Source organism: Amnibacterium endophyticum (assembly GCF_042680685.1).
Classification (GTDB): domain Bacteria; phylum Actinomycetota; class Actinomycetes; order Actinomycetales; family Microbacteriaceae; genus Amnibacterium; species Amnibacterium endophyticum.
Genome location: NZ_JBHUEA010000026.1, coordinates 23510 through 36018 on the forward strand (window position 1 = coordinate 23510; position 12509 = coordinate 36018).

The 12509-nt window shown below is 73.5% G+C and carries 14 protein-coding genes; 12 read left to right on the top strand and 2 right to left on the bottom strand.

The window, feature by feature from the left end; all coding sequences use genetic code 11:
• The first annotated feature begins 10 nt into the window (after window positions 1–10).
• The 10 genes from ACFSBI_RS14390 (at window position 11) to mftF (ending at window position 9630) form a co-directional block, all read left to right on the top strand.
• A complete protein-coding gene (locus tag ACFSBI_RS14390) occupies window positions 11–853 on the top strand; it encodes a mycofactocin-coupled SDR family oxidoreductase (RefSeq protein WP_377936117.1) in 843 nt (280 codons plus the stop codon).
• A gap of 82 nt (window positions 854–935) precedes the next feature.
• On the top strand, window positions 936–1832 hold the full coding sequence (locus ACFSBI_RS14395) for a mycofactocin-coupled SDR family oxidoreductase (protein ID WP_377936119.1): 897 nt from the start codon (window positions 936–938) through the stop codon (window positions 1830–1832).
• A gap of 41 nt (window positions 1833–1873) precedes the next feature.
• Window positions 1874–2698 carry a mycofactocin-coupled SDR family oxidoreductase gene (locus tag ACFSBI_RS14400; RefSeq protein WP_377936121.1) on the top strand — a complete coding sequence of 275 codons (825 nt, stop codon included), beginning with the start codon at window positions 1874–1876 and terminating at the stop codon, window positions 2696–2698.
• Between the two features lie 81 nt (window positions 2699–2779).
• Window positions 2780–3598: a mycofactocin-coupled SDR family oxidoreductase gene (locus ACFSBI_RS14405; protein ID WP_377936123.1), complete on the top strand. Its 819-nt coding sequence runs from the start codon at window positions 2780–2782 to the stop codon at window positions 3596–3598.
• Between the two features lie 11 nt (window positions 3599–3609).
• Window positions 3610–4446, top strand: coding sequence for a mycofactocin-coupled SDR family oxidoreductase (locus tag ACFSBI_RS14410; RefSeq protein ID WP_377936125.1), 837 nt, complete (start codon window positions 3610–3612; stop codon window positions 4444–4446).
• Window positions 4443–5264 (top strand): AAA family ATPase, encoded by an 822-nt coding sequence (locus ACFSBI_RS14415; RefSeq protein ID WP_377936126.1) that lies wholly within the window; start codon window positions 4443–4445, stop codon window positions 5262–5264. Before ACFSBI_RS14410 ends, ACFSBI_RS14415 begins: the two co-directional genes overlap by 4 nt.
• Window positions 5265–5363: 99 nt before the next feature.
• The gene (locus tag ACFSBI_RS14420) at window positions 5364–6227 is read left to right on the top strand and encodes a vWA domain-containing protein (RefSeq protein ID WP_377936128.1); all 864 of its coding nucleotides are present in this window, start codon (window positions 5364–5366) and stop codon (window positions 6225–6227) included.
• Between the two features lie 91 nt (window positions 6228–6318).
• Window positions 6319–7566, top strand: a complete 1248-nt coding sequence (gene mftD / locus ACFSBI_RS14425) for a pre-mycofactocin synthase MftD (RefSeq protein ID WP_377936130.1) — start codon at window positions 6319–6321, stop codon at window positions 7564–7566.
• Between the two features lies 1 nt (window position 7567).
• Window positions 7568–8242 (top strand): mycofactocin biosynthesis peptidyl-dipeptidase MftE, encoded by a 675-nt coding sequence (gene mftE, locus ACFSBI_RS14430; protein ID WP_377936132.1) that lies wholly within the window; start codon window positions 7568–7570, stop codon window positions 8240–8242.
• On the top strand, window positions 8239–9630 hold the full coding sequence (gene mftF / locus ACFSBI_RS14435) for a mycofactocin biosynthesis glycosyltransferase MftF (protein ID WP_377936134.1): 1392 nt from the start codon (window positions 8239–8241) through the stop codon (window positions 9628–9630). Before mftE ends, mftF begins: the two co-directional genes overlap by 4 nt.
• Before the next feature lie 147 nt (window positions 9631–9777).
• Here the strand turns inward: mftF and ACFSBI_RS14440 are convergent, their stop codons facing one another.
• A complete protein-coding gene (locus tag ACFSBI_RS14440; RefSeq protein ID WP_377936136.1) occupies window positions 9778–10704 on the bottom strand; it encodes an aldo/keto reductase in 927 nt (308 codons plus the stop codon).
• Window positions 10705–10763: 59 nt separating this feature from the next.
• Between ACFSBI_RS14440 and ACFSBI_RS14445 the strand changes: the two genes are divergently transcribed.
• Window positions 10764–11834, top strand: a complete 1071-nt coding sequence (locus ACFSBI_RS14445) for a spore photoproduct lyase family protein (RefSeq protein WP_377936137.1) — start codon at window positions 10764–10766, stop codon at window positions 11832–11834.
• 49 nt (window positions 11835–11883) lie between these two features.
• Complete coding sequence (locus tag ACFSBI_RS14450) at window positions 11884–12300, top strand: hypothetical protein (protein ID WP_377936139.1); 417 nt, start codon at window positions 11884–11886, stop codon at window positions 12298–12300.
• 12 nt (window positions 12301–12312) lie between these two features.
• On the opposite strand, the gene ACFSBI_RS14455 is transcribed toward ACFSBI_RS14450, so the two are convergent.
• Window positions 12313–12509: hypothetical protein (locus ACFSBI_RS14455; RefSeq protein ID WP_377936141.1), on the bottom strand; the 197-nt coding region annotated here is incomplete at its 5' end.

A 12509-nucleotide genomic window follows, 5' to 3' on the forward strand; every position in this document is an offset into this window, starting at 1 on the left:
AGGCGTTCCGATGGCGGGACGAGTCGAAGGCAAGGTGGCGTTCATCACCGGGGCGGCACGCGGGCAGGGGCGCAGCCACGCGCTCCGGCTGGCAGAGGAGGGCGCGGACGTCATCGCGGTCGACGTCGCCGCGCCGATCCCCGGGATGGACCGGTTCTACGAGGGGGCGTCCGCGGACGACCTCGACGAGACGGTGGCGCAGGTCGAGGCGCTCGACCGGCGGATCGTGGCGGTGCAGGCCGACGTGCGCGACTTCGGCGCGCTGCGCGACGCGCTCGACAAGGGCGTCGCCGAGCTCGGCCACGTCGACGTCGTGTCGGCGAACGCGGGCGTGTTCCAGTTCGGCGACCGCACCGAGGAGGTCGACGAGGACGACTGGGACACCGTCAACGACATCAACGCGAAGGGCGTGTGGCACACCGCGAAGGCGGTCATCCCGCACCTGAAGCAGCAGGGCACGGGCGGCTCGATCGTCCTGACCAGCTCCACCGCGGGGCTGATGGGCACGCCGAACGTCGCGGCCTACACGGCCAGCAAGCACGCGGTCGTCGGGATCATGCGCACCCTCGCGCTCGAGCTCGCGCCCGACAGGATCCGCGTCAACACCGTCCACCCCACCGGGGTGAACACGCGGATGATCCGGAACGAGGCGACGTACCGCCTCTTCCTCCCGGACACCCCGCACCCCACGGACGAGCAGGCGGAGGAGGTCTTCCGGACCACCAACGCGCTGCCGATCCCGTGGGTCGAGCCCGTCGACATCTCGAACGCCGTGCTGTTCCTCGCCTCGGACGAGGCGCGCTACATCACCGGTCTCGAGCTGAAGGTCGACGCCGGCTACACGCTCAAGTAGGACCCCCACTGGTCGAGGCGCGAGCGCAGCGAGCCTCGAGACCACGAGCAGCACCGGGACATCAGAGAGAAGGGAGAGGGCGATGGGGCTCCTCGAAGGCAAGACCGTGCTGATTACGGGCGGCTCCCGCGGCCAGGGCCGCGCGCACGCGCTGGTGAGCGCGCGGGAGGGCGCGGACGTGATCGTCGTCGACACCCTCGACCAGATCGATTCGGTCGCGTACCCGCTGGCGACGCAGGCCGACTTCGACACGACGGTCGAGCAGGTGGAGGCGCTGGACCGCCGGATCCTGCCGGTCGTCGGCGACGTGCGGAAGCAGGCCGACCTCGACGACGCGGTCGCGAAGGGGATCGCCGAGTTCGGGAAGATCGACGCCCTCATCGCCAACGCCGGGATCTTCTCACTCGCCCCCTCCTGGGAGCTGACGGAGGAGGCGTGGGACGACATGATCGCCGTCAACCTCACGGGCGTCTGGAAGAGCGCGAAGGCGGTGCTGCCGCACATGATCGAGCGGGGCAGCGGCTCGATCGTCATGACCTCGTCGATCAACGGCCTCGAGCCGGGCGAGAACTACGTGCACTACTGCGCCGCGAAGTTCGGCGTCGTCGGCGTGATGAAGACGATCGCGCTCGAGGTCGCCAAGCACGGCATCCGCGTGAACGCGGTGCACCCCGGCGCGATCCTCACGCCCATGACCTCGTGGCAGGGGGCCTGGGACATGATGTCCGGCAAGCCGGAGGGCGAGGGCACCGAAGCCGACCTGCTCGCCGCCGGCGGCTCCTTCCACGCGCTGAAGGGCGCGGGGATGCTCCAGCCGCACGTCATCGCGGACGCCGCGCTCTGGCTGAACTCCGACCTCGCCGCGGCGGTGACCGGCATCTCCGTCCCCGTCGACGGCGGCCACCTGCTGCAGCCCGGCTACAACCCCGCCGCGGGCGCCGACCGCGACCCCAGGATCGCCGCGAGCGGCGTCGTCTGATCCCCGGGCCCGGAAGGGTCCCCGTCAAGGAAGGAGCGTCCATGCCTGGACGCGTGGAGGGCAAGGTCGCCCTCATCACCGGAGCCGGACGAGGCCAGGGCCGCAGCCATGCGGTGCGCCTGGCCGAGGAGGGCGCCGACATCATCGCGATCGACGTCGTCGAGCACATCCCGCTGCTGCCGTACCCGCAGCCGAAGCAGGAGGACCTCGAGGAGACGGTGCGTCAGGTCGAGGCGCTCGACCGCCGGATCGTCAGCCGGGTCGCGAACGTCCGCGACTTCGCCGCGCTGAAGGCCGCCGCGGACGAGGGGGCGGCCGAGCTCGGCGGTCTCGACATCGTGGTCGCGAACGCGGGCGTCGCCATCCCCGACACCTGGGACCGGATCACCGAGGAGAACTGGGACCTCACGATCGGGACGAACCTCACGGGCGTCTGGAACACGATCCGGGCGACCGCGCCGCACCTCATCGAGCGCGGCGGGGGCTCGATCGTGCTCACCAGCTCGGCCGCCGGGCTGAAGGGGCTGCCGTTCCTCACGTCGTACGTCGCCGCGAAGCACGGCGTCGTCGGGCTGATGCGCGGCTTCGCGACCGAGCTCTCCGAGCACGGCATCCGCGTGAACTCGATCCATCCGACCGGCGTGCGCACCCCGATGGGCGAGCTCGGCGACGACGGGGCCGAGAACCCGATGATCGCCGCGCTCGGCGCGCATCAGCGCCTCGGCCCGATGTTGATGAACATGCTGCCGATCGACGTCACGGAGACCCGTGACCAGTCGAACGCGGTGCTCTTCCTCGCCTCCGACGAGGCCCGGTACATCACGTCCGTCGCACTGCCCGTCGACGCCGGCAACACGCAGTTCTGACCCGAGCGGACGGCGGCGGGCCCCGGCCGCCGCCGCCGTCCGCGATCGTCCCCGGTCGGGACCGAGGTGGAGGAGAGACACATGGCAGGACAGCTCGAAGGCAGGGTCGCGTTCATCACCGGCGCCGCGCGAGGACAGGGCCGCAGCCACGCGGTCCGGCTCGCGCAGGAGGGCGCCGACGTCATCGCGATCGACATCGCGGCGCAGATCGACACGGTGCCGTACCCGATGGCGTCGGAGGACGACCTCGCGGAGACGGCGAAGCAGGTCGAGGCGCTCGACCGCCGGATCTTCACCCGGGTCGCGGACGTGCGCGACCGCGAGGCGCTGCAGGCCGCGTTCGACGCGGGCGTCGCCGAGCTCGGCGTGCCGACGATCGTGTCGGCGAACGCGGGCATCGCCCCGATGTCGCTGCACCCGCAGGCGCAGGAGTGGCAGGACGTCATCGACGTGAACCTGACCGGCGTCTACAACACGGTCGAGGTCAGCAAGCAGGCGATGATCGACCACGGGCAGGGCGGCGCCTACGTGCTGACCAGCTCGACCGCGGGCCTCGCGGGCATCGGCGGGAACACGCCGGGCGGGCTCGGCTACACCGCCGCGAAGCACGGCGTCGTGGGCCTCATGCGCTCCTACGCGAACACCCTGGCGGAGCACTCGATCCGGGTGAACACCATCCACCCGACGGGCGTCGACACCCCGATGGTCGTGAACGACGCCATGCAGGAGTTCCTGCAGTCGGACCCCGCGATGAGCCAGGCCATGGCGAACGCGCTGCCGGTGCCGATGATCGAGGCGGTCGACCTGTCCAACGCGATCGTCTTCCTGGTGAGCGACGCGGCCCGCTACATCACGGGCGTGACCCTGCCGGTCGACGCCGGCTTCATCAACAAGCGGTAGGAGGCAGGACCATGGCAGGACGGGTGGAAGGCAAGGTCGCGTTCGTCACGGGCGCGGCGCGCGGTCAGGGGCGCAGCCACGCGCTGCGGCTCGCGCAGGAGGGCGCGGACGTCATCGCGGTCGACATCGAGGGGCAGATCGACTCGGTCCCGTACGGGATGTCGACGTCCGACGACATGGCGGAGACCGTGCGGCAGGTCGAGGCGCTCGACCGGCGGATCGTCGCCAAGCAGGCCGACGTGCGCGACTACGACGCGCTGAAGGCCGCGCTCGACGAGGGCGTCGCGGAGCTCGGGCGGCTCGACATCGTGTCCGCGAACGCGGGCATCTTCAGCTTCGGCACGCTCGACGAGCTGTCGGAGACCGAGTTCGACGACATGATCGACGTCAACCTGAAGGGCGTGTGGCACACGGCGAAGGCCGCGATCCCGCACCTCAGGGCGAACCACGGCGGCTCGATGATCCTCACGAGCTCGACGGCCGGGATCCTCGCGATCCCGAACATCGGGCACTACGTCGCGGCGAAGCACGGCGTCGTCGGGCTCATGAAGACGCTCGCGCTCGAGCTCGCGCCCGACATGATCCGCGTCAACAGCGTGCACCCGACCAGCGTGGACACGGACATGATCCAGAATGCGGCGACCTACGCGCTGTTCGCGCCGGACATGCCCGAGGACGAGCGCACGCGCGACTCCCTCTCCGACCGCTTCGGTGCGATGAACGCGCTGCCGATCCCGTGGGTCGAGGCCGTCGACATCTCGAACGCGGTCCTCTGGCTGGCCTCCGACGAGTCCCGGTACGTCACCGGGCTGCAGCTGAAGGTCGACGCCGGGCAGACGCTGAAGTGACGGACGACCGCGCGGGAGCGCGCGAGCGGATCGCCGAGCGCATCGTCGGCCGCGAGCACGAGCTGGAGCTCGTGCTCACGGCCGAGTGGGGCGTGCCCTTCGTCTTCGTGGAGGGCAACGCCGACCTGACGCCCGCCCGGCTCGTCGGCCACCACAACCCCGCCATGGTGCTCAAGCAGGACTACGGCGCCGAGACCTTCGTCGACGGCCCCCTGGTCGAGGCGATGCGCGAGGGCGCGTTCCTCTACATCGAGGAGTTCAACCGTGCCCCCGAGGACACGTTGAACACCCTGCTCACCGCGATGGCCGACCGGCGGATCGCCGTGCCGCGGGTCGGCGTCGTGCAGGCCGCCGACGGCTTCCGCGTCGTCGCCTCGATGAACCCGTTCGACAACGTCGGCACCACGCGGCTCGCGACGAGCGTCGCCGACCGCTTCAACCGCATCGTCATCGACTACCAGGACGAGGAGGCGGAGCGGGCGATCACCGCCCTGCGGTCCGGCATCGAGGCCGGGCGCCTGGTGGAGGACGCGGTCGCCGTCACCCGCGCCACCCGCGAGCACGAGGCCGTCCGGCAGGGCAGCAGCGTCCGCGGCGCGATCGACACGGCGCTCGTCGTGCACGAGCTGCGGGCGCTGCGGGGGATCGGGGACGGTGACGAGGAGGCCTACCGGGCCGCGGTGCTCGACGGGATGCTCGTCGCGCTGTCCGGCCGCATCCACCTGGACGACGCGGCGGAGGCGACGCCCGAGCAGGTGCTGCGGGAGATCTGGGAGGACCGCTTCCTGCTGGAGCCGGCCCGGGCCGAGCCCGGCTGAAGGAGGGTCGAGGCGGACTCGCCGATCCGCCGGCGCAGCGACCGCCCGTCGGCGCGACCGCTGTCCCGGAAGCCGAAGCGGCTGGACGAGGCGCCGACCGTGTTCGAGGCGGGCGGCGGGGCCGGCGGCGCGGTGCTCCGTGCGCGGCCGGGCAAGGGCGGCGCCCGCACCCGGTCGGGCTCCGCCGCGACGGAGACCGACGACGAGGGGCGGCTGCTGAGCCCGGAGGAGGGCGAGGTCGACGCCGAGGTGCGGCGGCGCGCCCGGGAGATCGCGGCCCGGCTGTCGCTGCCGAAGCCCCGCAGCGCGCGGGCCGCGAGCCGCGGTGCCGGCGTGCTCGCGAGCCGCCCCTACCGCGGTGCGGCGGACGAGCTCGACCTCGACGCGACCCTCGAGGTGCTCGCCGAGCACCCGGTGCCCGAGGAGGACGACCTCGTCGTGCGGGACCGGGTGCGCTCGCCGCGCGCCGTCGTGCTGCTCGTCGACGTGTCGGGATCCATGAAGGGCGAGCGCGTGCGGACCGCGGCCGCCACCGTCGGCGCGCTCGCCGCCGAGCTGGAGCAGGACCGGCTCGCGGTGATCGCGTTCTGGTCGGACGCCGCGATCCTGAACCCGCTCGACCGCCGCGCCTCCGCCGTCGGCCTGCTCGACGCGATGCTCCGCATCCCGGCGAAGGGCCTGACAAACGTGGGGTTCCCCCTGCAGCTCGCCGCCGAGCAGCTGGCGGGCGTCCCGCAGCGGGACGCCCGGGTGGTCCTGCTGTCCGACTGCGTGCACAACGCGGGGCCCGACCCGCGCCCGATCGCGGCGCGGCTGCCGCGGCTCGACGTGCTGCTCGACACGACGGGGGAGCGGGACGTCCGGCTGGGCCGCGAGCTGGCGGCCGCGGGGCGCGGGCGGTACCGGGCGCTGCGGAACCGCTTCGACGTCGCGCCGGCCCTGTCCTCCGTCTTCCGCACGTGAGACGGCTGACGATGCGCTGAGCAGGCGGCGCCTGTTATGGCACCGGGTGCCAGGATTGGGTCCCGGCCACCGAAGGAGTTGGAGCGAGACCATGCCGATCTTCCAGAACCCCTGGTTCGAGACCGTGGCGGAGGCGCAGCGGCGCGCGAAGCGCGTGCTGCCGAGCTCCGTCTACGGCGCGCTGATCGCGGGCAGCGAGCGCGGCACGACCCTCGACGACAACCTCGCGGCGTTCGCCGAGCTGGGCTTCATGCCGCACGTCGTCGGGCACCACGGCGAGCGCGACCTGTCCACGACGGTCCTCGGCATCCCGGTGTCGATGCCGGTGATCGTCTCGCCGACCGGCGTGCAGGCGGTCCATCCCGACGGCGAGGTCGCCGTCGCGCGGGCCGCGAAGAACCGGGGCACGATCATGGGTCTCAGCTCCTTCGCCAGCAAGAGCGTGGAGGAGGTGACTGCGGCGAACGAGAACACCTTCTTCCAGGTCTACTGGACCGGCACGAAGGAGCAGATGACCCGCCGCATCCACCGGGCGCGCGAGGCGGGCGCGAAGGCGCTGATCGTCACGACCGACTGGTCGTTCTCGAACGGCCGCGACTGGGGCAGCCCCGCCATCCCCGAGAAGCTCGACCTGAAGACGATGGTCAAGTTCGCCCCGAACGTGCTCCCGCACCCGAGCTGGCTGCTCCGCTACGCGAAGCGGGTCGAGATCCCCGACCTCACCGTCCCGAACCTGAAGGAGCCGGGCCAGGACGCGCCCACCTTCTTCGGCGCCTACGGCGAGTGGCTGCAGACCCCGCCGCCGCAGTGGGAGGACATCGCCTGGATCAAGGAGCAGTGGGACGGCCCGATCGTGCTGAAGGGCGTCACCCGGGTCGACGACGCGAAGCGGGCCGTCGACGTCGGCGTCGACGCGATCTCGGTGTCGAACCACGGCGGCAACGACCTGGACACCCAGCCGGCGACGATCCGGGTGCTGCCCGCGATCGCGGAGGCGGTCGGCGACCAGGTCGAGGTGTACCTCGACGGCGGGATCCGGCGCGGCGGCGACGTGGCGAAGGCGCTGGCGCTCGGCGCCCGCGCGGTCCTGATCGGGCGCGCCTACCTGTGGGGCCTCGCAGCGAACGGGCAGGCCGGGGTGGAGAACGTCTTCGACATCCTCCGCGGCGGGCTCGACTCGGCGGTGCTCGGGCTCGCGCACGCGTCGGTCCACGAGCTCGGCCGCGACGACCTCGTGATCCCGGCCGGCTTCGAGCGGGCGAGCGGCGGCGGCGACGCGGAGGCGCGCGAGCCGGTGAGCGCGACCAGCTCCCCGCGCACCAAGGACCCGCGCTACTGACGTGGGCCCGCTCGCCGAGCTGCCGGCGCCCGGGCTGCCGGACCGGCCGCTGCTCGTCGTGCCCCTCGGCTCGATCGAGCAGCACGGGCCGCACCTGCCGGTCTCGACCGACCTGATCGTCGCGGAGGCGGTCGCGGCCGCGCTCGCGGACCGGCTGGGCGCGGTGCTCGCGCCCGGCCTGCCGGTCGGCGCGAGCGGCGAGCACCGCGGCTTCGCCGGGGTCCTGTCGATCGGGACGGAGGCGCTCACGACGGTGCTCGTCGAGCTGCAGCGATCGGCGGCCGACTGGAGCGCCGGCACGGTGCTCGTCAACGGGCACGGCGGCAACGCGGAGGCGGTCGCGGCGGCGGTCGCGCAGCTGCAGCACGAGGGGCACCGGGTCCTCGCCGTGCCCTGCGCGACGCGCGGCGCGGATGCCCATGCGGGGCGGACCGAGACGTCGCTGCTGCTGCACCTGCGGCCGGACATGGTCGGCCCGGAGCGCCCGATCGGCTCGACGGCGCCGATCCAGGATCTGCTGCCGGCGCTCCGCGCCGGCGGCGTCGCCGCGGTCAGCCCGTCCGGCGTGCTCGGCGACGCCCGCGGAGCGTCCGCGGAGGAGGGCGCCCGCATCCTGGGGGACATGGTCGACGCGGCGGAATCCGCCTGCCGCGGGCTCGTCGCGGCCGTCCGGTGAGCCTGCCCATCGGCGCGGTCGTCCGGCTCGAGCGGCACGTGCGCGTGCTCGACGGCGGTGCTGCGCTGCTCGGCGGCCACCCGATGCGGCTGCTGCGGCTCGCGCCGCGGGCCAGACCGCTCGTGACCGACCGGACCGTGCTGGTGCGGGACGCCGCCACGGCCGCCCTCGCGGACCGGCTCGTCGACGCGGGGCTCGCGGACCCGGTCGTCGGCACGCTGCCGGACCGCGACGACCCGTGGACCCTGGTGGTGCCCGTCCGCGACCGCCCGGGCCCGCTGGACCGCCTGCTCGCGAGCGTCCACGGCGCCTCCGAGGTGATCGTGGTGGACGACGCCTCGGCGGACCCCGCGGCGGTCGCGGCCGTCGCCCGGCGGCACGGCGCCCGGCTCGTCGCGCTGCCGGAGAACCTCGGGCCGGCAGGCGCGCGCAACGCCGGGCTCGCCGAGGTCGCGACGCCGGTCGTGGTCTTCTGCGACTCCGACATCGTGCTCGACCCGGACACCGTCCCGCTGCTGCTGCGCCACCTCGCCGACCCGCGGGTCGCCGTCGTCGCGCCCCGCATCGCGGGCCTCGGCGCCTCGCCGAGCTGGCTGGGCCGCTACGAGGACACGCGCTCGTCGCTCGACCTCGGCGAGCACCCGGCGCAGGTGCGGCCGCGCTCGCCGGTCGCCTGGGTGACCACCGCCTGCGTCGTCGCCCGGCGCGAGGCGCTCACCGACGGCTTCGATGCGAGCCTCCGCGTCGGGGAGGACGTCGATCTCGGCTGGCGCCTGACGGCCGCGGGTCACCGCGTCCGCTACGAGCCGGCCGCGGTGGCCCGGCACGAGCACCGCGAGCGGCCGGCCGACTGGTTCCTGCGCAAGGCGGTCTACGGGTCGGGGGCGCAGGGGCTGGCCGACCGGCATCCGGCGCACATCGCACCGGCCGTGCTCGCGCCGTGGAGCGCCGCGTTCCTCGCCCTCGTCGCCGTGCAGCGCCGCTGGTCCCTCGCGGCCGCCGGCGTCGTGCTGGTGGGCAGCGGGCTGCGGATCGGGCGGCGCCTCGCGCCGCTGCCGCAGGCTCCGGCGGTCGGGCTGCGGCTCGCCGCCACCGGCGGGGTCTCCGCGCTCGCGCAGGGGATGGCGCTGCTGCTGCGGCACTGGTGGCCCGCCGCCGTCGTCGCCTGCCTCGTGTCCCGGCGGGCCCGCCGCGCCGTGCTGGTCGCCGCGGTCGTCGACGTCGCGCTCGAGTACCGCCGCGACCCCGCGCACCTCGACCCGCTGCGGTTCGCGCTCGCCCGCCGGCTCGACGACCTCGCGTACGGGGCGGGCGTGTGGTGGTCCGCCCTCCGCGCCCGCTCGACCGCGGCGCTGCGCCCCGCGATCGTCCGCACCACCCGCCGCTGACGCCCGCCCCGAGCGCAGCAAGCCTGGAGGTCGTCCGCCCGCTGGTCGAGGTGCGAGCGCAGCGAGCCTCGGGACCACCCGCGCCGGCGAGGTCCCGCTGGTCGAGGTGCGAGCGCAGCGAGCCTCGAGACCACCCTGCGCCGGCACTCAGGGCACGGTGTGCCCGGCGGCGGTGAACAGCCGGTACCACTCCTCGCGGGTCAGCGGCAGGTCGGAGCCCGCGGCGGCCTCGCGCACGCGCTCCGGCTTCGTCGTGCCGAGCACCACCTGCATGTGCGCGGGGTGCCGCGTGATCCACGCCGTCGCGATCCCCGTCGGCGTCACGTCGTACTTCGCGGCCAGCTCGTCGAGCACGTCGTTCAGGTCCGCGTATCGCTCCCGGTCGCCGATGAAGGTGCCGGTGAAGAAGCCGCCCTGGAACGGCGACCACGCCTGCAGCGTGATGCGGTTGAGCCTCGAGTGGTCGAGGATCCCGCGGTCGCGGTCGATCGACTGGTCGAGGCCCGCCATGTTGTTCGCGACGCCGAACGCGATCAGGTTCGCGTGCGTGATGCTCAGCTGCACCTGGTTCACCGCGAGCGGCTGGCGCACCGTCCGCTGCAGCAGCTCGGTCTGGTACGGCGTGTGGTTCGAGAGGCCGAACGAGCGGACCTTCCCGCTCGTCTCCAGCTCGTCGAAGGCGGCCGCGACCTCCTCGGGCTCGACGAGCGCGTCGGGCCGGTGCAGCAGCAGCACGTCGAGGTGGTCCGTCCTCAGGGCCGCCAGCGAGACGTCGACGGACTCCAGGATGTGCTCGCGCGAGAAGTCGAAGTACCCGTCGCGGATGCCGACCTTCGACTGCAGGATCACCTGCTCGCGCTCCTCGGGTGAGAAGCGCATCGCCTCGCCGAAGCGGCGCTCGCACAGGTGGTCGCCGCCGTACACGTCGGCGTGGTCGAACATCGTGACGCCCTCGTCGATCGCGGTGCGCACGAGCGTGCGGATCTGCTCGTCGTCCATGTCGGGGATGCGCATCAGCCCGAGGATCACGTTCGGGGCGGTCAGGTCGGTGTTCGGCAGCTCGAGCGTCTTCACGAGAGGGCATCGTCCTCCGGCGCCCTGGGAGTGTCGGAGGGGCGGGGGAGCATGGCCCGATGCCCACGACTGCAGCGCCGCTGATCGAGGTGACCCGCATCTACGCGGAGCCCGCAGCGATCGACCTGCCGCGGGGTCGCGAGATGGCGGCCCGCTGGCCGCAGGCGGAGATCGTGCCGGTCGAGAGCCACTGGCGCATCCCCGAGCTGCACGGCGACGAGGCGAACGTGCGGCGCTGGGTGCGGATCAAGCGCGAGGCGCTCGTGCTGGGCGTGAAGAAGTCGATCTCGGTGCGGCCGAACGGGCGCAGCGCCGACTTCATCGCGCCGTCGACGGCGAACGGCTGCGCGATGGCGTGCGCCTACTGCTACGTGCCGAGGCGGAAGGGCTACAGCAACCCGATCACGGCCTTCACGAACATCGAGCAGATCATGGGCGGCGTCGCCCGGCACGTGAAGCGGCAGGGCGCGAAGCCGGAGCCGAACCAGTGCGACCCGCACGACTGGGTGTACGACATCGGCGAGAACAGCGACTGCAGTGCCGATGCCCTCCTCGGCGACAACGTGCACGACCTGGTCGACCTGTTCGCCGGCCTGCCGACCGCGAAGGCGTCGTTCGCGACGAAGTACGTGAACCGCGACCTGCTCGACTGGGACCCGCAGGGGCGCACCCGGGTCCGGTTCTCGCTGATGCCGGCGGCCATGGCGAAGCTCACCGACATCCGCACGACGCCCGTGCCGGAGCGGATCGCCGCGATCGACGACTTCGTCGAGGCCGGCTACGAGGTGCACGTGAACTTCTCGCCGGTGATCGTCGCGCCCGGCTGGCTGGACGAGTGGCGCGACCTGTTCCGGCAGCTCGACGCGGCGATCTCGCCCGCGACGAAGGCGCAGCTGGCATGCGAGGTGATCATGCTCACCCACAACGCGGCGCTGCACGAGGTGAACCAGGGGTGGCATCCGAAGGCGGAGGAGGTGCTCTGGCGTCCCGACCTGCAGGAGCCGAAGCGCAGCGAGAACGGCGCGATCAACGTCCGCTATCGCGCGGCGACGAAGCGGCGCTACCTCGACGACTTCCTCGCCCTGCTCGCGGCCGAGCTGCCGTACTGCCGCGTCCGCTACGCCTTCTAGTCCGCAGCGGGGAGGAACAGCACCGGGATCGAGCGCGTTCCGGGTCGGCATGGGTGCACGGCGACGGGCGGCCTCCTGGCGCTGGACGGCCGCCGCGCTGCTCGGCCTGACGGGGCCCGCGCGTCCCGCGTCGTCGCGATCCCCGTTCCGCCGATCGGAGGCGTCGGGCTACGAGGCCCCGGCGGCCGCGGTGAACCCGCTGCAGTTCGGCCGGGCGTACCAGCTGCCGCCCTTCGGCCGCGGCAACGGCATCGAGGCGCTCTTCTGGACCCCGCTCGCTCGCGTGCCGGCCGACATCGCGCCCGGCGTGCTCGTCGCGCTCGCGGCCGCCGGCATACCCGGGTGGGCGGCGCCCGTGCGGCCGGCGCGGCGCGGCGCTCCGCCGCACGAGGACCTCTGGGCCTCCTCGGCGGAGGTCGAGCGGGCGCAGGACGTGGTCATGCAGGTGCTGCGCGACCGCGACTGAGCGGGCCGCGCCCTACTGGGCGGCCTCGCGCCTCGCCCGCGCCACGTCGTCGCGGGCGTCCCGCAGCGCCACCGCAGCCGCGTCGAGCCGTCGCTGCGCCTCCTCGAGGTCCGCGCGGCGCTCGTCGACCTCCGCCGCGTCGCGCGCGACCGCGTCCGCCGCGGCTCGCGCCCGCTCCTCGGCCTCCTCGGCCCGTCGCCGCGCCGCCT

What these genes read in the sequence shown, in the direction of transcription:
- ACFSBI_RS14395 (WP_377936119.1), top strand. Translation starts at nt 936, where the DNA reads ATGGGGCTCCTCGAAGGCAAGACCGTGCTGATTACGGGCGGCTCCCGC.
- ACFSBI_RS14410 (WP_377936125.1), top strand. Translation starts at nt 3,610, where the DNA reads ATGGCAGGACGGGTGGAAGGCAAGGTCGCGTTCGTCACGGGCGCGGCG.
- ACFSBI_RS14405 (WP_377936123.1), top strand. Translation starts at nt 2,780, where the DNA reads ATGGCAGGACAGCTCGAAGGCAGGGTCGCGTTCATCACCGGCGCCGCG.
- ACFSBI_RS14445 (WP_377936137.1), top strand. Translation starts at nt 10,764, where the DNA reads ATGCCCACGACTGCAGCGCCGCTGATCGAGGTGACCCGCATCTACGCG.
- ACFSBI_RS14390 (WP_377936117.1), top strand. Translation starts at nt 11, where the DNA reads ATGGCGGGACGAGTCGAAGGCAAGGTGGCGTTCATCACCGGGGCGGCA.
- ACFSBI_RS14450 (WP_377936139.1), top strand. Translation starts at nt 11,884, where the DNA reads ATGGGTGCACGGCGACGGGCGGCCTCCTGGCGCTGGACGGCCGCCGCG.
- ACFSBI_RS14400 (WP_377936121.1), top strand. Translation starts at nt 1,874, where the DNA reads ATGCCTGGACGCGTGGAGGGCAAGGTCGCCCTCATCACCGGAGCCGGA.
- mftD (WP_377936130.1), top strand. Translation starts at nt 6,319, where the DNA reads ATGCCGATCTTCCAGAACCCCTGGTTCGAGACCGTGGCGGAGGCGCAG.